Here is a 21211-nt window from a genome sequence, read left to right on the forward strand (position 1 = left end):
CAAGGACTGTCAATATTAATTTTTGTTAAAAGGAATATTATTATAAAAACCGATCTGAATCTGGCCGCGGTTCCTGTTTTCCTGGATCTGATTCATGTAACCGGCTTCTATCCTCATATTTTTATTGATCACATAACCCAGAGCTCCATACACTCTGTTCCGGTCGAAAACCGGACTGTCAAAATGCAGGAAAATCTCGTTGTACACTGAAGCATACAGGGATTTCGGAAGCATTTCCTTATTGGTAATCGGGATATTCAAACCGATCATATACCGGAATCTCATCCTGAAATCATCCTGAAGGAAGCGTTCTTCCAATCTGTACCTGTGCTGAAGGTTGAAACGCCCGAACTTCTGCTTGGTAATGAACTGCTGGAAGATCCTGTGTTCAATATTCTCCTTCTTTTCGCCATTTACATAAGGCTGGCTCAAAATAAAACCATAGCCCAGCAATACGTTGTTGTTATTTTCGCTCAGGTCATATCCTATTCCCGTACGGATCAGTAACTGTTCAAGGTCTCCTACGGCATCAAAGTTCCGGTACTGGATCTCATTGTGCCAGTTCAGTTTTTTGCTGATTTTATTATTCCCGAAATACATATACCACGCTCCCAGATCATTCTTTTGTGCCAACGCAGTTATGGAACCCAGACTTAATACCGTATATAACAGCTTCGTAAAGACCTTTCTCATATTATTCAATTACTATTATCTATCGTACAAAACAAAATTAATAATTTAAATCAATAATTGCAAACAATAAATGTTTTAGGTGAGAAGCTACAGGCAGTAGGCGGTAAGCGAGAACCCTTTATCCGGGAATCTGCTCTACGAGAATTTCGTTTTCCTGTTTATCAAAATATGTACAGGTCATGGCATCCAGATCCATTTTCCAGCCTTCCACTCCGTTTTCTGCACAGTCGCTGCAGAATGTAGGATAATCTGTTCCTCCCTGCTGGTGAAGCTTTAACCTTGTCTTAAACTGCTCGAGATTTAGGTTTTCTGAAACGGTAAGTTCATCATATTTTTTTCCTGAAGTTAAGGATTGATTATCTGTGTCAAAATACTGCGTATTTCCGTCAGCCACATATACGGTATACTTTGAAACACCCAAATTCTTCATTCCCTGAATGTATGCCGGAAAATCTGCTCCGCTTTTTACTTTCTGATGTTCTGCCTTAATTTGGTCAATTGTAAATTTCATATCTGTTTTTTTATTTTTTTGTTTTAAGCTATAAGCAGTAGGCTGTACCTAATCCCTGCAATCTATCCCTTTCTACCTGCCACCTCTATTCAAATTTAAAAATTTTTGGAATGCAAAAGTAGCATAAAATAAAAACCGGAGGAAATGTCCACCGGTTTGTTTTACCTATATTTCGTATTTAAAATATAAATTTTAAGGATGCTGCTGCATTTTAGCAGGATCATCATAATTAACCATCCAATTGATCCCGAACTTGTCTGTAAACATTCCGAAATAAGCGCCCCAGAAGGTATCTGCCATTGGCATGGTTACCTGTCCGCCTGCAGAAAGCCCGTTGAATAATGTGTCTGCCTCTTCCTTAGAGTCTGCGTTAATAGAAACAGAAAAGTTATTTCCCTGCTTATAGTGTGCGCCCCATTCTTCACCCGTATCACTTCCCATTAGTATGGTTTCTTTTGAAATAGGAAGAGAAACGTGCATGATTTTGTCTTTGTCTGCTTCAGGAGTTTCTTTGCCTTCCATTGGAGGCATTTCCCCGAAAGTTCCGATGTAAGGATATTCTCCCCCGAAAACTGATTTATAGAAATCGAATGCTTCTCTGCAGTTTCCATTAAATGATAAATAAACGTTTACTGATGCCATTGATTGTTTTTTTTATTTGTTAAGTTTTAATGAGTTTCTGTTTAAGGTCTTTCAGATAATTCTTTTAATCTGTCCAGTCCTTTCTGGTAATCTTTTCCTATAGCATCTTCCAAATTCATAAACAATTTCATTACCGTGAACGGATAAGGTATTTTTGAAGTGAATCCCCATGTGGCTTTGCTTCCGCTGCCCTCAGGGACAATTTTTACATACGCATTGGCCTCACTTTCATAGGGTGTCAAGAAAACGATTTGCGTTTCAATTCTTTTACCTGCCGCATCCACTTTCTTCACTTCCTGGCATCCTTTTCCGGCAGCATCTTTTTCACTGTCCCAGCATACTTTTTCCCCCGGCTGTCCCGTAGTTCCTGTCCAGTCCTTTTTCATTCCCGGATCCAGATCGTTCCACGGGCTCCATTGGTCCATGGCTTTCAATGTATTCGTCTGCTGCCAGACTTTTTCCACCGGAGCATTGATGGTTATTGATTTTTCATAAACACAATCCCCGGAAATAAATGCGGCCACCACCATCCATAGTATAAGGACCGATGCTAGGACAATAATGATCTTCTTTAATATTTTCATACTACTGATTATCTGTGTTGATCAATTAAAATCATATTCCCGTCCGGATCTTTCAGGAAAATATGCTCAGGTCCCGAAGTGGTTTCATCTGCTGATTTATCCAGCTCCACTCCGTTTTCTTTTAAATGTTTCTGAATGCTGCGTACATCATCAAACGATTCCAGATTCTGGGCGTTTTCATCCCATCCCGGATTGAAGGTCAGCATATTTCCATCAAACATGGCCTGGAACAGACCGACCAATGTGCTTCCGTTTTTCATGATCAGATAATTCTGATCCATATTTCCGCCCATAGCGGTAAAACCCAGTTTTTCGTAAAAATCTTTAGACTTCTGAAGATCTTTTACACTTAAACTGATTGAAAATGCTCCTAATCTCATATGTTAGTTATTATTTTTTAATGACGATGTAAATCACATGCGGATCACACGTATGTAATTCACTCATTTATTTGAGTTATTTTTTATCCTTTGTTTGTTCTTAAAGCGAGTGTGCTTCCGGCAAAGACCAATCCCCAGGTAAGGATTCCAAGGATCCAGAACCAGATCGGGGTTGGAAGGGAAAACATCATATAGATGGTGATACAGAGAAAAATAACCCCACACACTGCTGCGGAAGTATGTTTTCCGTTATTGGCCACTTTGGAAGCTGTAAATCCTGAAACCAAAGCCGCCAACGCATAAGCAATGATTACAAAAAACAAAGCCATAAACGGAGCTGAAGCTATATATTCCTTCATCGCCTCCATATCGCCATTTCCAGCTGCTGCAGGCGGCGGGTATACACTATGTCCTATTTTTTCCACGATGGTAATGCAGATGATTCCTGCAATGAGTCCGGCCGGGACCGCTAATATTCGTCTTAACATGGTTATTGATTTTTTAATCGGGTTTTGAAGTCCAGTGTTCCGTCATAACTTTTCCAATCTCCAATAAGCTCTATATACTGGCCTTCTACTTTTTCAGTTTTTTTGTTCCATTTGAAGGTATAAACAAACTTGCCTTTGAATGTACCGGAGTGTTTTCCTTTAGCCTCTTCAGCCAGATCATACTCTCCGAATACCACTCCTTTTCTTTTAGCATCCCTGTATTTGGTGATGGTAATTTTTCCTTCATATTTGGCGTAATTATCGTCTACCAGAGAATACCCTGAAATAAAATATTCCTGGTCGTTCTTTTTATTCTGCTCGGAAATATTAACCTTCAGCTTAAGTTGCTGCCCGCTGTTTCCTATGGTTCCTACGTAAGGTTTGCTATTATTCAGCCACACCGTAGAGATATCCGGCATTTGTGCCCAGGCAAAATTACAGGCAAGAATGAGAAGTAATAAAAGTTTTTTCATGCTCCGGTTTTATACTCCAAACTGAGCCAGGTGGTGATTCAGATGTTTGGCAAACATATTATTCCACTCCTGTGCGTTTAGTTTTCCGAAAGAGGACGATTCCTTACCATCAAAAGCATCCGGACCCAGCTGCTGTGTTTTCTGGATGAAACCGATCAGTCTTTTTTTCTCTTCGTCAAAGTTTTTTCTTCCGGTAATCACAAACTGCGGCGCTGTAGGGGAATCTCTTGGATAGGCTTTTTCTCCTACAATTTTAGGCTTCAGAAAAGTCTTTAAAATAAATTTCGCAATGGCTCCCGGTTTTTTATGCTTTTCAGGCTCGTATACCATTTCGTAGGACACACTGCAGTGTGCAAGCATCTGGTCTACAGTCATTTTACCCCATAAACCATGGGTATCTTCCACCAGATTATTGATCCTGTCAATATAGTTTTGAGCATCTTTTGCATCAAATACATTTTCCATATTCTTTCTAATTTCTGAAAGCAAATATATCAGTTTTTTCGTTTCATTTTTACAGGGTAATGAAAAAAGTGATGACGTGTTTGAAGAGGAGGCATTTGGTGCGGGGTGTGGGTTTCTGAATGCGGGTTATGAGTTATTAATTATGAGTTATGAGTTGTGAGTTGCTTGTTGCTAGTTGTTAGTTATGAGTTGAATTGGCAGATAGGATATTTTACATCAGATTATTCTTATACTCTCTTACACTAATACGCTCAAACTCTCAAACTCTCAAACGCTCAACACTCCTACTCAATCTTTTCTGTCTTTTTAAAAATCAGCCACAGCTTGACCTTTAATGCAATCCAGCCGAGAACAGCGTAGAATACAAGCAGGATACTCAAATGCTGCAAATAGGGAAATGTAAGTTCAACCGAACCTTTCTGGATCAGTAAGATTTTAAATGCCTGGAGAAAAGGCGTCAGGGGAATAATATTTGCCATCAGCTGCACAAAATCAGGCATTGCACTCAATGGCCACGTAAACCCACTGATAATAAATGCCGGTGATGCAATGACCATCAGAATCTGTGTTGCTTTCAAAGCATCAGGAATAAGAATACTGATAAATACGCCTAAAAATGATGCAGAACCTACAAAAACTGCGGTAAGAAGAATAAAACTGAGTATTCCTTCCGGCATCGGAACCCTGAATATCATATGCATAAAGTAATAAATTCCCACAATCAGAATGGAGAACACCCAGATGGGAATCACCTTGATCAACATCGTTGGAAATGCCCATCTTTTCATTTTGACATATTCTTTCACAAATGATCCTCTTTCAAACTCAGCCGCGAAACTTACGGCCATGGCGAGAAGAATCACCTGTTGCAAAACCACAGCCAGCATGGCCGGCCACATGAAAATAAGATAGTTTCCGGTGGTATTGAAAAGGGTGATATAATTCGCTTTAAAAGGCTCATACTGTGTTGCTGCTTTTGTTGCGGGCATTCCTGCCTTTTGTAAAGCTTTGATGGATGCTCCGGCGGAAAATGTTCCTATGGTAAGCTGCAGGGCTTTGGATGCGAAATTGGCGGTAAGAACGTTTCCGGTATTGACATAAACATTCAGCTCGGGATATTTTTTCTGGAGCATATCCGCTTCAAACCTTGACGGGATGATCACCACCGCCGCCGCCTCATGCCGGATCACTTCATCTTTTATGCTGAAAGGCTCCTGTGGATATTTAATGATGCTTATGCTTTTATTATCATCCAGCATATCCGTCAGCTGGTTCGACAAAGGGGTATTGTCCCTGTCGATTACGAGTACCGGTGTATTTTCCACTTTCCCGCTTTTATAGACAAAGCCCAGCAAAGTGGCATAGAATACCGGGGCCAGGAAGAAGACGGTCCTCAGGGTAGAATTGCCGATAAAAAGCCTGAACTCCCGTTTTAAAAGCCGGAAAAATTCTTTCATAATTATTTCAGGATAACGTTAGCATTCACCAATATTCCTTTGGCCTTATTCATGTCTTTCGGCTTCACTTTAATTTCGTAAACGGCATCCTGAAGCTGGTAATCGGGATAAGCTGTTGTGATATCCGCATATCTGGTCAACTGTTTGATATACACCACTGTGCCCTGCAGATTCTCTTTGTTATACACCACCTGCATATTCACGTCCTGTCCTTTTTTATATTTTGAAATGGAACTTTCCGGAACGGTAAACCTGAAATAGGTGCTTTTCGGAATATACCCGTTAAATAATGCAAAACCTGCCGTAGCCAGTTCGCCTGTATTGAGGCTGATGGTTTCTACTTCCATATCATTTGTTGCAATAATATATCTTTCGGAATAGGCCACATTGGCTTCCTGCAGTGCTCCTTTAGCCTGCGAGGCCTGTCCGGCTGCCATTTCCACTTTTTCAACACGGGTTCCGCGTTGTACATCATCCAGTTCTGCCACCACTGCATCGTATTGTGCCTTTGCGCCCTGAAGTTTGGCATATACCTCATCATATGCCTGTGGAGACATGAGGCTGTCGCGGTACATATTATTGGCTCTTTTAAAAGATTTCTGGGCAAATTCATACTGCTCTTTCAAGCCTTTGTATTTGGCTTTAAGCTGCCTCAGCTGATCTGCCGTGGCTCCGTTTTTGGCCATCTGTTCCTGGGCCGTTGCCGCACTTACCGCTCCCTGAGCCTGGGCAATTTTTGCAGAAACTTCCGGTACATCAAGCAATGCCATTGTATCTCCTTTTTTCACACTCTGGCCTTCTGTTACGTATATTTTTAAGATCCTTCCGGTTACTTTCGGTGCGAAAGAGATCACTTCCTTTTTCACTTTTCCTTCGGAATCATTAAGATTTTCTTTTTTCTTAGTGCAACTCCCTGCCAGAAAAAGAACTGTAAATATTATGAATATATTTTTATGCATCATGGTAAGGATAAGGATTAATAAAGTTTAGTGATATCAAGCTCCTGTGTGGATCTCATGAGCTCTATTCCGGCTCTCCGCTGGTTAAATAAGGCATTCTGGTATTCCAGTTCCGCTATTTCCAGGTCATTTTCAGCATCAATGAGCTGTGAAGATTTGCTCATTCCGTACCTGAATTCTTTTTCCGCCTGAACCAACGCACTTTTAGCCAGTTCTTTTTCTTTGGCTTTTAAAGCAATCTGTGCGGTTGCGATATCATAATTGGTCTGATTGTTAGCCAGATTCAGGGTTAATTTTTTAAGGGCATCTTCTTTTTTATTCTGAAGGACTTCTTTTCCGACTTTTGCAGTTTCTTCTGCGTGTTTTCCTTCTTTTCCGTCAAAGATCTCCCACTTGAATCCTACACCTGCCGTAAATAAAGGAAGGATATTGATATTGGTTGGCCTCCAGTCCAGTTTGGCCCCTCCGTAGCCTAAAGCGGGAACTGCAGGAATTACGTTCTCTGAAGTCTTGATACGGCTGCCATACAGGCCAATATAATAAGCAGAAGCCATGAGCTGGACCTTCGGGATCATCCAGGTTCTTTCTGCCTTGATTTTATAGTCTGCGGCCGTAATCCCATGATCAAGGGCACGAACTTCAGCCCTTTCTTCGATTCCTTTTTCTGAAGAGAGAAGTTCTACGGGAGCAAGCACAGGATCAATCATCCTCAGGCGGTCTTTACTGATTCCTGTAAGAATATAAAGCTGGGTGAGAAGAAGTTCTTTTTTGCCTTCATACTCCACCATTTTAGCATTAAGGGTCGCCTGGGCAAGTTCTATTTTCTTATGATCATAGGGAGTGATAAGTCCGTAACCTAATGCTTTATCCGCAGTTTTTCTGTTGATGTCGAGTCTTTTTTTACTCTCATCGAGGACTTTTTTAGACTGATGAATGAGGGCCAGCTGATCATAGGCCTTTGAAATATTGGCTACAACATCATCTTTTGTTTTTTCAAGAAGGATATCTTCGGATATTTTCTTTTCTTCATTGGCTTTTTTCAGATATTTCACTTTTCCTCCTGAATAGAGAAGCATTTTAGCGTCTGCTTTTGCAATTCCCGAAAACCCTGAAACATTAAGGTTATTATTAAAACTTCCTTCAGGGATCTGAATAAAAGGAGCCAGATTGATTTCCGGCGATGTGAGCCTTGCCGTTGCATTAAGATACCCCGCCTGCCCGCTGAGTTCCAGAGTGGGAAGAAAGATGTCTTTCAGTTTGTGGGTGTCAAGGTCTGTGAGTTTGTTCTGCGTGATCTGCATTTTAAGATCGGAATCTCGGACCATAGCACTGTCTAAAAGTTCTTTAAAATCCGGCGCAGACTGTGCCCGGCAGAAAGCAGGGAAAGCCAGAAAACTAAACGCAAAAATCAATAAATTGTTTTTCATGGTTTATGTTTATAACAAATATAATGCAAAAATTTGTTAAATCATCGAAGATAATTCATTATAACAATGGATTTAAAATAAGTTTAAAAAGTGTTTAGTTTTAATCCTTTGTTTGTGATAAGAATAGAAGATCTGTTTAGTTTTAATTTAAAGGGTGTTTTAATGGAAAGAAAAATTAAATTTTGTGATAAAAAAAATTAACCGCAGATTTTCACAGATGAGCACAGATGCTTGCGGGTATTTTTTTGAAACATTAAGATAAATGAAGGAGATAAGAATCGTTAAGGGAAAATCTAAAGATTTTTTAAGTAGTGCGCTTTAAAGCGAAGCTCAACCTTAATATTCTTAAAAACTTAAATCAAACTTAATGGTTTAATCTTTATCTCTCGCAGATCCAACAGATAAAGCAGATTTAGGATGACACATAAAAAATCTTTGATTTTTTCCAAAACTTAGGTGTACTTTATTGCAGCAGCAATTTAATCTTAATTAATCTTAAGTGTTCAAAACTTTTGTAACTTTTTTGGTTAATAATTTCATCCCACGGCTTTCTCAGATAACACAGATTTTTTTTAGAAGGTGAATAAAAATTTGTGAAATTTGCGGAATCTGTGGGAACTTTTTTCTTCAGTTTAAAAAACATGGAATTTATTATAAACAAAAAACTCCCCACAAAAAGTGAGGAGTTCTATGTAAAGATAAATTGTTTATCTCTGAACTGCAGATTTCATTTTCGCATCGGGACGCAAAATCCTGTAACGAACTTCAAGGTCTTTCGGTACATAGAATACTAAAGGAAGTTTGCTGTTGTATCTTACAATCTCCGGCTGAAGGGTTACAAATTTCTTTGTTTTCTTCTGATCCGGGCAGGCCATCAGGGTTCCTCCTGCTTCTCCATTAGATTCCACTTCATAATAGTTGTAGCCCCATCCCTGAAGATCCTGGGTTTTTACATTACCCATCAGGAAATATTTGTTGCAGTCTACCATTTTTTCAGTCCCTACAAAAAACTCCACTTTTAAATCGCTTTCATTTTTTGCAACGGGCAGCTGAATGTATACCTGTTTGAATCCGTCCTTAGCTTTAGGGAACATTTCAATTTCCAGCTTCTCAAACTTTTCTGCCTTCTTCTGTGCGAAAGCATTTACACCTGCCAACATGATCAACCCTGTCATTAAAGTTTTTGAAAATCTCATTTTGTTTGTTTTTAAAATTTCTGTGATACTTTCAAAAACCATTCCAATATTAAACAAACGTTTAATATTATAGAAACTTTTTAAATAATTTTTATATTCAGAACAAAAAAAGCTGCAGTAACAAGTTACTACAGCTTTTTTGCTTACTTTATTTTTATAAATTACTCTGAAATTGTCACGTTACTTCCTTTTGTATGGGCATTCATCTGTGGTGCATAATAATTCTGCATCGTCGTAATCCCATTAGAGAACTTACCGGCTGCATTGGAGACAAGGTCATATTCAAAGACATATTTCCCTTTTGGCATGTACTGGATGTAGAAGTTTGTGGATGCATCTTTTGTGGACTGATAGTAGCCCAGGCTGTTTTTCCACTGGTAACCTGAAAGTACATCCAAAGGCTCAAATCCTGCAGCCCGCATATCTTTAATATGAATGAATTCCATCGCTCTGTCTGTATTCAGGATCATTCTTACGGTTACTTTATCCCCTATTTTTAAAGGTGTATCCGCTGATATTTTCTGAAGTTCTTCCCCGTTCACGGTTTTCACCTTTTTGTAAAGCTCTTTGGTGATGGAGATATAATTTTCAGAAGATTTTATTTTATCCAGATCTTCATAATACTGCCAGAACAAGCCTCCCTGAACAATTCCCGGACCAGGTTTGGTTACGGTAACCGTTCCAAGGTTTTTATCAACCACATCAGTTTTCACGGTTGATTTTACATAACCTGTAGCCTGAGTTTGCGGAACCAGTTCTTTTCCGCCCCACACAATCGTTGCTTTGTCGCTATCTGCGCTTGTCCAAGATTTTCCTGAATTCAGAATGGTGAAAATCACTTCCGAAGTTCCTCTTGAGCTTCCCCACGAGTTCACTTCTTTCTGTGTGATCAGCCAGATCTTCATTTCTTCAATAAATTTCTGGTCATCGGACTTTAAGGTGTTGAATGCTTCCAGAGCGCCTGCGTGATTCACTACCTTGGATCCGAACCAGCCCCAGTCGTTCAGGTTCTGCTTCCAGTAAACTCCCTGTGTTTGAGTATCAGTGGATGTTTCTTTCAGATAGTTCACCAATTTATTGGAAACGTCTTTCAAACCATACGCATTCATCAGTAAAGCCATACGGTGAAGCCCGAAGAAAGTGAAATCTGTGATCTTCGCTGTTTTTGCTTTCTGTTTTACCAATGATTTTAAAGTGGCTCCTTTTCCTTTTAAAGGGTATTGTTTTTCCCAGTAATTTCTGGTGTCAAGATAATCAATGGTCCAGTTGTTCCAGATGTCTCCTTTTTTCACATCCCAGTATTTATCAATCTCATTGTCCACGTACTGAATGAGTCTTGCTGCCAGCTCTTGCTGTTCTGAACTCTGATATTCTTTTGCATTATCTTTCAGCCATACATTGATCTTTCCTAAATTTTTCAGGATATAAAGAGAGGTTCCGTAAGAACTTGGGTAACCAGGATACCACGAGAAGCCGCCATCCGGATTCTGCAGTTTCTTAAGGTCATCCCAATCCTGCCTGATCGAATTCCTCATGGTATTGGCATCAAATAATAGCGCCAGTTTCTGCATCTGTTCGCCTTCATTTTTACTTTCCAATACCCAAGGGGTTTCTTCCAGTAAAAGCTGTTTCAGTTCTTGATTTTTCTCAAGATTTGAATTCAACAGACCTTTATTCTGGTATTCTTCAAACACGGTTTTCATTTTCGGATTGGCTTTGAAAACTTCGGAAGCCAGTACATCGGCAAACCATTTATTGAAGATGACATCAGCAGAATTATTCGGGTCGTTTTTCAGGCTTGGAAGAGCAAACATGATTTCCCAGATCGGGTTGGTCGTCAGTTCCAGCGTGTTCGAAACATTGGAAATGGTTGTGGAATTCGAATTTTTAAGATTATCAAGAATGAATGTTTTTGTTTCCCCTTCTTTCACGAAGACAGGAACGGCATCCGTTACCAGCATTCTGTTTGGAAGTACGGCTACCGCCTGCTGCTCACCATCTGAATACGTTCCGGCTTTTGCCACTACTTTTAAAATAATGGAAGACACATTATTAGGAACTTTAAGTTTCCATGTCAGGGCCGTGTTTCCTTTTTCAGTGATATCAAAATTCTGTGTTCCAGCGGTGATCCCGAATTTTGAAGAAATATTTTCATTGGTAAAGGCATCCAGGATCTGAAGCTCTGCAGAACCGCTTAGTTTTTTATCCGTAAGGTTAGATAATTTGGACTGAAGATTCAGTTCATCACCTTCTCTTAGGAATCTCGGATAATTTGGTGTTACTGAGAATTCTTTCTGCGTCACGACCTGCTTTTCCAGGACTGCTGATCTGGCATCTTTGGTGTGAGCCAGGAACATCAGCTTCCATTTTGTCAACGCTTCCGGGGAAGTGAATTCGAAGTTTACGTTTCCTTCGGCATCTGTTTTCAGATCAGGATAGAAGAATGCGGTTTCGTTCAGGTTCTGGCGTACGGGAACTTTTTCAAGATCTTCCGGTTTATCTTCTTTATCAAGAACTCCATCGGCATCTGCTTCCTGCTCACTCAATTCTGCTCCTGCATTTGCTTTCATTGATCTTTTCCTAACAGCTCCTGTCACAACAACTTGTTCAAGGCTTGCTTCTTTTGCAATTGGTGCCGGAGGTGATGCTACCATATTTTCAATCTGTAACCCTGCAACCCTTCCGCCAAAGCCATAACTGCTGAAATCCCCGTCAAACCAGTTGAAATTCGGGATGTCTACATAGGCTCCGTTATAGTATTTCAATCTTTTCTGATAATACTGCTGAAGCAGATATTGTCTGATGTCATAAGAAGTAATCATGGAATACGGCGTATAAAGCCTCTGCCAGCTGAAATTATTCGCTGCGAACTGATCCAGTGACATATCGTACATATTGGCCAGGACTTCGGCGTTTATTTTTTCTTTTTCGCTTCCTGAAACTTTTACCGTCCATTTTTCTTTTGAATTGGGTTCAAGTTTATCCCTGAACGTAATGGTTTCAATTTTCAGAGGCTGTTCCGTGTCTTTTATTCTTAATGTTACCGATTGGGTCTGCACATCATTGAATGCCGCAACCTGGAACTGAATATTCAATGCAGATACGGCTTTATCTTTAGGAACCTCAACCGTGTATTCCAGAACGCCTTTTCTCAGCTGATGAGCTTCTGAAACAGTTTTCCCCGAGCCATCCTGAACAAATACATTAACGATTGCATCCGGAACCGCCGAATAGACATATATCTTAGCTTTTTCCCCTCTGGTGAAGTCTGTTTTAGGATCAATAACCGTAAGGAAGGTTTTTTGTGACGGTTTTAAAGCCCCTTTATCCCAGATGCTGAAATTCTGTGAAGTTTTAATGGTATCTTTTCCTTCGATATTAAACATTTCCAGCTGATAATCTCCTGCCTCCAGTTTTCCAAGATCCAGCTGATCTGATGGCTGCTGCTGTTTTTCAAAGATTACTTTTTCGGCTTTCAGGTTTTTAACCTCATCATTTTTATCGAAGAAGTCGTGAGGGAATTTGCTGATGAACTCCTCTTTTGAATATTTTGGCTGGTCCTGAACTTCTGCTGCAAAGTTATCCCTGAAAATCCTGTTAGGAACATTCAGTTTGGAAAGCTTTACGTGATAGGATTTTTTAAGGTCCTGCTCGTTATAATTCAGAGTGGCTACTTTCAGTTTTACATTTTCATCGCTGAAGGTATTTTTAATCTCATCCGCTTTGATATAATGAGAAACGGAAGCTACTTTCAGCTGGGTGTTGGCCGACTGGGTTTCGCCGTTGATATCCGTTGCAGAGGCATTAATCTCATAATTATCGATCTGGATTCCTTCCAGCTTTTCATCTTTTTTAAGATCAAGACGGATCACAAATTCTCCTTTTTCATTGGTTTTGGCTTCACCGAGGATAGAATTTTCATTGCTGTCATCATTCGGATACCACCAAAAATATCTCCATCTGATGTTATGTTTTTTGATTTCGTAATTAATGGTTGTATTACTTAAAGCCACACCGGAGAACATCATTGCTTTCCCTTTGAGCTCTATAGTCTGACCATATTTGTATTCTTCTTTGACAGGGTCAAAAGTGACTTCAAATTTAGGCCTTTTGTATTCTTCCACCCTGATATCTTTGTAGCCATTGGAACCATCGGCAGTTCTCAAATAGAAAACACCGTTCAGCTGGCCTTTCGGAAGAATGAAGCTTCCGTGGTAAGAACCGAACTCATTGGTGGTAAAATCCTGGGAAGAAACGTCCTGGCCATTGGCATCCTGCAGAGTAACTTTTTGCTTTAAACCGGCTGTTGTTGCTTCTATTTCTTTGTCGATCTTCGTATTAATCACCTTGAAATAAACCGTTTGGCCTGGTCTGTAGATAGCCCGGTCAGTAAAAATCTGTGCCAGGGTACGGGTCTGTTTGTTCGGGTTGTAAGCTTCTGTATTTCCGCTGTTTCCGTAGACCTGCATGATCTGGAAATCATTGGTTTTTGGCTGGCGGATCAGGAAAGTCCTGTAGTATTCATTGCTGGCCGTAGACGGGAATTTAAAGGTCCCGTTGGCATCAGTTTTACCCTCAATTTTATTTAGTGTTTTATTGGCAACAAATTCATAGAACGTAAGGTTTTCATTGGCTGCCGGTTGACCATTTTCACTGTTGACCAGCTTCATGGTATTGGAAAGTTGGTTCCTGTCTGTTTTCGTCTGGTAGATGATGCGGTTTCCGGACACGAGGAAATAGAAATTCTGTCTGGAATCACTGTCCTTTGCCTCTGCTCCGGCAACTGAGTATTCAACTACGTATACTCCGGAAGGAAGCGGCTTAATCTCCAGTGAAGTTTTGTGAACCTGATAATCCTTCGCATCAGTAAGCGGGAATGTTTCCTTTCTTACCAATGTTTTTTTAACCTTTCCAAAGGTATTGTTGTAAGAATTCTGTACATACTGCATCAGGGTCGCAAAGTCTTCTTTTACTTCATAGATGTTCAGGGAAAATTCCGATACATTCTTATGTTCCGCTACAAAATGGATCGGCAGATTGTTCTGGGTCTGCTGCTCATATTTAATGGTAAGAAGCGGATTGGTGAGCTGGTTTTCCTTGTTTCTGATGTTTTCAATAAATGGAGATTTCGGATACTGCTTTTTAGCCTGATCAGCGTACGCAAGAGCTTCTTTTGTCTTCTTTTTACTGATCAGTTCATTCATGATGTCTTCTATAATGATCACCTTGTAATCTCCTTCTGCATCTGATTTCAGGAGATTCTGAAGCTGTTCAAGCTTATCTTTGCATTGGCTGTAGTTACAGTTTTCTGTCAGCTTTTCTTTCATAAAATAAAGCTTCGGATTTCCCGTGTTCCGGGCAATAAGCTCATCAAACGTGGCGGTAATCTGTGTTCTGTTCTCTGTAAGCTCGTTTTTTGTAAACAGGTTAGTGTCGGAAAGGAAGCTGATCTTCTTCATGGAATACCATTCAAAAACAGTCGGAAAGTAGGCAATATCCTTGTTCTCTGTAAAGATATCCTTATACTTCGCCAGCGCAATATTTTTCATTTCCGGCTTCTGCTGATCCAGTTCCTGATAGCTTTTTTTCAGATAGTTTTTAAAATCAAGTTTGCTCCAGGTTTCAATCTGGCCCAGATCCTGGGAATTGATATTGGTACGGGATTCTATTTCCCATGAATGCTGATTAAAGTAATCCATGAAAAATCCATTCAGAAGAACACGGTACATGAGTTTTTCCTCTCCTTTCAGCTTGGAATCTGCTTCCTGAAGTTTTTTGAAAAATTTTGAGGCAGCATCATTCTGATTGTCGTCTACCGTTTGGTTGACAATGCTGAATTCCGCTTTCAGGGAACGGATAAGCTGGATGGCATTATTTTCTTTCATGGCGTGGTTTTGTATGTCTAAAATAATGGGAAGATTGGATTTATAAGCACCTTTCGTAGTGTTTTCAATCACTTTCTTCCATTGGTCGTCGTAGTATTTCTGGGCATGCATCCGGGCAAAAAAGCCGACACACAGAAATATCATGATGAGTTTAATGTTTTTCATATTTTGTTATTTTCTTATTTCTATTTTGTCTCCTTTGGTTCTGGCATTCATCTGAGGGGCATAAAAATTCTGCAGAATGGCAAAACCGCCTGAAAATTTTCCTGAAGCATTACATACCAGATCATATTCAAATACATATTTCCCTTTCGGCATATAATAAATAAAGAAGTTTGTAGAAGCGTCTTTCGTCACCTGATAATAGCCCAGGTTATTTTTATACTGATAGCCTGACAGTACATCTACAGGTTCCAGACCGGCAGCCCTCATATCTTTCAGGTGAACATACTGCATCGGGCGGTCCGTATTCAGGATCATTCTTACCGTAAGCCTGTCTCCTACCGTTAAGGGACTGTTCTCCGTAATCTTCAGCAACTGCTCTCCGTTTTCTGTTTTTATCTTTTTATAATATTCTCTGTTCATGGAAAGATAGGTCTCTGTAGATTTTACATTTTCCAGATCTTCATAATACTGCCAGAACAATCCACCTTGTGCAATTCCCGGACCAGATTTTGTAATGGTCACTTCCGCCAGATTCTTATTGATCTCTGATGATCTGATGATCTGCTTCAGGTAGCCTGTAGTTTTGGTCTGTGGCGAAACTGCTTTTCCGCCCCAGATCACGGTGGCTTTGTCTGCTTCCGGGGTAGTCCATGATTTTCCTGAATTCATCAGAATGTAAATGATCTCTGCCGTGGTCCTGGAATTCCCCCATGAATTTACTTCTTTTTGGGTTGCCAGCCAGACTTTAGATTCTTCAATGAAGTCAATATCGTTCGGAACTATTTTGTTTAAGGCTTCTATAGCGCCTGCATGATTCACAGCCTTGCTTTCATACCAGCCCCAGTCGTTCAGGTTCTTTTTCCAATACGCCCCTTGTGTTTCGGAGGAAACGGATGTTTCTTTCAGATAATTGATCAGCTTTTTAGAGGTATTCTGAAGCCCGTAGCTGTCATAAATAAGTGCAGCCCTGTGAATTCCGAAGAAAGTAAGATCCGTCACCTTGAACTTATCGGCCCGGCTGATGATCGTCTCCTTCAGCTTTGCTTCTTTTCCTTCAATAGGATATTCTTTCTCCCAGTACCTTCTTGCATCCAGATAATCCAGCGCGAAATTGCTCCACGGATTGTCCTCGTCTTCCTTCCAGTATCTTTCCAGCTGTCCGTCTACAAAACTGATCAGGGAGCTTACCATCGCAGTCTGGCCGGATTGGTATTCAGAAATTCCTTCCTTAAGCCATTCATTCATTTTACCAAGATTTTTCAGGATGTACAGTGAGCAGGTATAAGAACTTTCATAGCCGGGAAGCCATGGGAAGCCTCCGTCCCTGTTCTGGAATTCCCTGAGCAGATTCCAGTCTTTATTGATGGAGTTTTTCATTGCATTCACTTCAAAAAGCCTTGAAATATTATTCATGGTTTCTGTTTCAGATTTAGCCTGCAGTACCCATGGGGTTTCTTCCAGGAGAACCTGTTTCAGCTCCTGATTTTTTTCGAGATTACTTTTCAGAATATCAGCCGATTTGTATTCATCAAAGACCGCTTTCATCCTCGGATTGGCCTTGAAGATTTCCGTTCCTACCACATCCGCAAACCAGGTATTGAATATTTCATCAGAGCTTATATTTAAATTCTGGCTCAGATCAGGCAGGGCAAAGATGATTTCCCAAATCGGATTGGTTTTCAGTTCAAGTGTATTCCTGAAATTGACTGCAGTTTTAGAAGTATTGTTCTTTAAATTGGCTAATGTAAATGTTTTGGTCTGTCCTTCCTTTACAAAAAGAGGAACCGCATCCGTCAGCATCATCCTGTTGGAAAGTACGGCAACCGGGATCTGCTCACCATCCGAATAGTTTCCTGCTTTTGCCACTACTTTGATGATGATGGAATAGGCTTTGTTGAAAGGCGTTTTAATATTCCAGCTCACCGTAGAATTTCCGGTTCCTCCCACATTGAATTTCTGCATAGGGGAAATGATCCCATACAATGAGGAGATATCTTCGTTGGTTTCCGCATTCAGGATCTGTAAAGAGGCTGCGCCGGCCATGGCTTCATCGGTAAGGTTTGAAATTCTTGTCTGGAAATTAAGCTCATCGCCTTCTCTTAAAAACCTCGGATAGTTCGGATTCACGGATAGCTTTTTCTGTGTAACAATATCTTTTTCCAGCACCGCACTTCTTGCATCTTTGGTGTGTGCCAGGAACATCAGTTTCCATTTTGTAAGAGCTTCGGGTGTTGTAAATTCAAAGCTTACCCTGCCCTCACTGTCCGTCCTGAGCTGAGGATAGAAAAATGCAGTTTCATTAAGGTTCTTACGGACTTTTATATCTTCAAGGTCCTCTTTTTTCTCTTCTGCCTGCTTTTCTTTTTTTCCCAACCTGCTATTTTCGTCATTTTCAAAACGTCCCTTATTTCTGGCTAAACTACTGGTTGCTTCCATTGCAGTCATATTTTTCGGTTTCGGACAGCCATTGTAAACGTCTAATCCGGGCACTGTAGGACAGGCATCATGGCCATCATCTACCCCGTCGCCGTCCGTATCTGTGGTGAGGCAGTATTTTACAAGCAGGTTATAAAATACATTATCATCAAACCATCTGAACTGTGGAAAATATACGTTCTTGGTTTCCACATAATTGATATTTTTATACCAGTACAGGGACTCCAGCCGATTATCTACATTGTAATCCTGTATTACACTGTATGGGATATAGAATTTATCGAAACGGTACGTATTCGGGACAAACTTATCCAGAGATTTATCGTACATGGCAGCCAGGACTTCAGCTACAACCTTTTCTTTGTTTCTTCCTAAGATCCTAACGCTCCATTTTTCTTTTGAATTGGGTTCTACTTTATCCCTGAAAGTGGTCAGTTCGATTTTTAAAGGATCTTCGTCATTTTTCACGTAGATATTGGCAAATTCATTCTGAGCATCATTATAATGGGCCAGCACAAACTGTACATTATATTTCACTATATTCTTATCCTGAGAAACCGGGAACGTATAGGCGAGCACTCCGTTGGTAAATGTTTTGTTTTCCACTTTCTTTTTCCCCTGAGCATCCTGCCAGTAGACATTGACCACGGCATCCGGAATAGCTGAATAGGCATATATTGTCACCTGAGAACCTCTTTTCACTTCCTCTTTGGGTGCTGTAATTTTCAGGAACGGAAACTGATCCGGGCCCAGCCCGTTTTTGTCCCAGACGCTGAAATCCTGCTGAGCTTTGATGGTATCCTTTCCTTCGATGTTGTAGACCAGCAGCCTGTAATCTCCGGCTCCCAGCTTTCCAAGGTTCAGTTCTTTGTCATCCTGCGAACGCTCTGTCACGGTTTTCAGGATTTCCCAGTTTTTGCGGTCTTCTGATTTATCGTATCTGTCATGTGGGAATTTTGTCAGGAATTCTTCCTTTGACATTTTCGGAAGATCCTGAATGTTATTCTGAAAATTATTTCTGAGAACGCGTTTCGGCTGCTTCAGCCGGATCAGCTTTACATTATATTTCTTTTGTAAAGGAATATCATTGTAATTGAAAGATTTCACGTTGATTTTCAGCTCTTCATCTGCCGAGGCCTCCTTGATTTCATCGGCTGAAAGATAATGTGAAACGGATGCTACCTTGATATTGGTTTCTGCCATTTGTGTTTCTCCGTTGATATCCGTGGCCGAGGTTTTCACTTTATAGTTATGAACCTGAATACCTTCCGTATTTTCATCCTTTTTCAGGTCTATTTTAATGGTAAATTCGCCTTTTTCATTGGTCTCAGCTTTTCCCAGGACAGAATTTTCATTGCTGTACTGCTCAGCGGGATACCACCAGAAATAGCGCTGGCGGATATTTTCTTTTTTAAGCTCAAAATTAACCTTTGTATTGCTTAAAGGAATCCCGGAAAAGGTAAGCACTTTTCCCTTCAGTTCTATGGTTTCACCATATTTATAATCTTTTTTGATGGTGTCAAAAGTGATTTCAAATTTCGGACGTTTGTATTCTTCTACGGAAAAGTATTTTGAATCACTAATCCGGTTATTGTTATACGTCCCGGAAACCTCCATCCTGAACTTTCCGTTCAGCTTGTCTTTCGGCAGCACGAAACTTCCGCTGTAGGATCCAAAAGCATTGGTTTTAAATTTCTGAGTACTTACCACTTGGTGGTTGGCATCATACAGGGTCACTTCCTGTTCGTTATTGATGATAATGTTATCTCTTTTTTTATCAAAATCAGGAATGGTAGATATGGCTTTGAAATACACCGTCTGGCCGGGTCTGAATATCTCCCTGTCCAGGAAAAGCTGCGTATGCGGATAAGGATAGGCATCGGAGCGCGCTACATAAGCTCCCTCCATTAAATTGAAATCATTACTCTCCGGATCATAGATCAGATAAGGAGATACGGAGTGATATACGATCTTTTCAGACGGAAATCTCGCAAAATTATCGGTCTGAATGAGCAGCTGTGTTTCATTGACTTTGGAATAATCTCCAAACCCGTATCTCAGGAGCCTAGTATTGGGCATAGGCTTCCCGTCTTCCCTTGACACCAGGATATGGTCTTTCTTTTCATTGTAAATCACTCTGGAGGAGGTCACAAAGAACAGAAATTTAGAAACATCTTCCCCGTTGATATATTCGCAGATGTACATTCCCTTGGGAAGCGCCTTCATTTCCAGGGCTGTTGTATGCTCCTTATAGTCTTTTTTAATGGGAAGCGTGAATACATCCGTTCTGTAAAGCGTTTTATCTATTTTTTTGTAATACTCTTTATAATCGAGGTTTTGCAGATACTGAAGGTTTTTTTTGAAATCATTGATGGTATAAATCTTTATGGTGAACTGATCTGCATTTTTGTGCCGGGCCACCATCTGAATCGGTTTTTCAGGCTGGTTATGAACTTCGTAAAAAAGCTGAACAACAGGCGTTTTTACCTGATTTTCCAGATATATAATATTGCTCAGGAATCTGGAACCGGGATATTCTTTTTTCACTTTATCAATAAGATTTTCCGCTTCCTGAGGTTTTGACTGGAAAAGACTGGCAGCAAAACTATTAACTATTAATATTTTATAATCCCCAACTATCGGAGAATTCACCAGAGCGATCTGTTTTTCTATAAACTGATCATCTTTTTTTATCTGATTCTCATAAATCAGTTTCTGATGCTGGAAGTAGAGTTTGGGATTATCCGTGTTAAAATCAATCAGATCCTGGTACAGTGCCAGAACTGGAGCCTGATGGTCTTTCAATTCATTTTTTGTAAAAATATCGCTGTTGTTCAGGAAATTTATATTCTTTTTAACCTTCCAGTCGTAAAGGGTAGGAAAAAAATCGAAATCACCATCTTTTTCAAAAGCGTCTTTATACTTTTCAAGGCGGATCTTTTTAAGCTTTTTATCGATTGCCGTAAGCTCTTCAAATTTCTTCAGATAATAATTCCTGAAATTAAGCTTTGACCAGGATTCAATTTCCGAGAGATCTCCCTTATCCAAATCTGTACGTTTCTGGATCTCGTATTTTTTTCTTTCATAATAATTTTCGAAAAATTCCACCTCAAGAACTTTAAACAGAAGCAGGTCATTTTTTTTCAGCTGACTTTCCGTACTGCTGATCTTTGCAAAAAAAGTGGACGCATAATCATTCTTGGCATCATCCTGGGTGTCTTTATAGATTGCAAATTCTGCTTTTAATGATTTTATAATCTCCGTGGCATTCTTTTCTTTGACAGCTCTTTTCTGGATATCCAGAATAACGGGCAGGTTTGATTTGAATTCTCCGTTGCGATACCCTTCTGCTACTTTCAGCCACTGCTCCTCATAGAAGTTCTGTGCAGAAAAAAACATACTGAAAAAAGTAAAAAACAACAGTCCATATTTGGAGATGATTTTCATAGG

The 21211-nt window shown here is 40.1% G+C and carries 14 protein-coding genes; all 14 read right to left on the reverse strand.

What is annotated here, in order from left to right; all coding sequences use genetic code 11:
* Positions 1-15 precede the first annotated feature (15 nt).
* Positions 16-693: a DUF2490 domain-containing protein gene (locus B7E04_RS16930; protein WP_080779668.1), complete on the reverse strand. Its 678-nt coding sequence runs from the start codon at positions 691-693 to the stop codon at positions 16-18.
* Positions 694-811: 118 nt separating this feature from the next.
* Positions 812-1204: a DUF1398 domain-containing protein gene (locus B7E04_RS16935; RefSeq protein WP_080779669.1), complete on the reverse strand. Its 393-nt coding sequence runs from the start codon at positions 1202-1204 to the stop codon at positions 812-814.
* A gap of 192 nt (positions 1205-1396) precedes the next feature.
* On the reverse strand, positions 1397-1846 hold the full coding sequence (locus B7E04_RS16940) for a VOC family protein (protein ID WP_080779670.1): 450 nt from the start codon (positions 1844-1846) through the stop codon (positions 1397-1399).
* Positions 1847-1887: 41 nt separating this feature from the next.
* On the reverse strand, positions 1888-2430 hold the full coding sequence (locus B7E04_RS16945; RefSeq protein WP_080779671.1) for an SRPBCC family protein: 543 nt from the start codon (positions 2428-2430) through the stop codon (positions 1888-1890).
* Positions 2431-2438: 8 nt separating this feature from the next.
* The gene (locus B7E04_RS16950; RefSeq protein WP_062648025.1) at positions 2439-2810 is read right to left on the reverse strand and encodes a VOC family protein; all 372 of its coding nucleotides are present in this window, start codon (positions 2808-2810) and stop codon (positions 2439-2441) included.
* 83 nt (positions 2811-2893) lie between these two features.
* On the reverse strand, positions 2894-3298 hold the full coding sequence (locus B7E04_RS16955) for a hypothetical protein (protein WP_080779672.1): 405 nt from the start codon (positions 3296-3298) through the stop codon (positions 2894-2896).
* Between the two features lie 2 nt (positions 3299-3300).
* Positions 3301-3771, reverse strand: coding sequence for a hypothetical protein (locus tag B7E04_RS16960; RefSeq protein ID WP_080779673.1), 471 nt, complete (start codon positions 3769-3771; stop codon positions 3301-3303).
* Positions 3772-3780: 9 nt separating this feature from the next.
* The gene (locus B7E04_RS16965; RefSeq protein WP_080779674.1) at positions 3781-4236 is read right to left on the reverse strand and encodes a DinB family protein; all 456 of its coding nucleotides are present in this window, start codon (positions 4234-4236) and stop codon (positions 3781-3783) included.
* Between the two features lie 284 nt (positions 4237-4520).
* Complete coding sequence (locus tag B7E04_RS16970) at positions 4521-5693, reverse strand: ABC transporter permease (protein WP_080779675.1); 1173 nt, start codon at positions 5691-5693, stop codon at positions 4521-4523.
* Positions 5694-5695: 2 nt separating this feature from the next.
* A complete protein-coding gene (locus tag B7E04_RS16975; protein WP_080780731.1) occupies positions 5696-6652 on the reverse strand; it encodes an HlyD family secretion protein in 957 nt (318 codons plus the stop codon).
* Between the two features lie 17 nt (positions 6653-6669).
* On the reverse strand, positions 6670-8079 hold the full coding sequence (locus B7E04_RS16980; RefSeq protein ID WP_080779676.1) for a TolC family protein: 1410 nt from the start codon (positions 8077-8079) through the stop codon (positions 6670-6672).
* Positions 8080-8786: 707 nt separating this feature from the next.
* Positions 8787-9275 carry a serine protease inhibitor ecotin gene (gene eco / locus B7E04_RS16990; protein WP_062650380.1) on the reverse strand — a complete coding sequence of 163 codons (489 nt, stop codon included), beginning with the start codon at positions 9273-9275 and terminating at the stop codon, positions 8787-8789.
* Positions 9276-9436: 161 nt separating this feature from the next.
* Positions 9437-15325: an alpha-2-macroglobulin family protein gene (locus B7E04_RS16995; RefSeq protein ID WP_080779678.1), complete on the reverse strand. Its 5889-nt coding sequence runs from the start codon at positions 15323-15325 to the stop codon at positions 9437-9439.
* Between the two features lie 6 nt (positions 15326-15331).
* Positions 15332-21208: an alpha-2-macroglobulin family protein gene (locus B7E04_RS17000; RefSeq protein ID WP_080779679.1), complete on the reverse strand. Its 5877-nt coding sequence runs from the start codon at positions 21206-21208 to the stop codon at positions 15332-15334.
* Positions 21209-21211: the final 3 nt, after the last annotated feature.

It is taken from the genome of Chryseobacterium phocaeense (assembly GCF_900169075.1).
Classification (GTDB): domain Bacteria; phylum Bacteroidota; class Bacteroidia; order Flavobacteriales; family Weeksellaceae; genus Chryseobacterium; species Chryseobacterium phocaeense.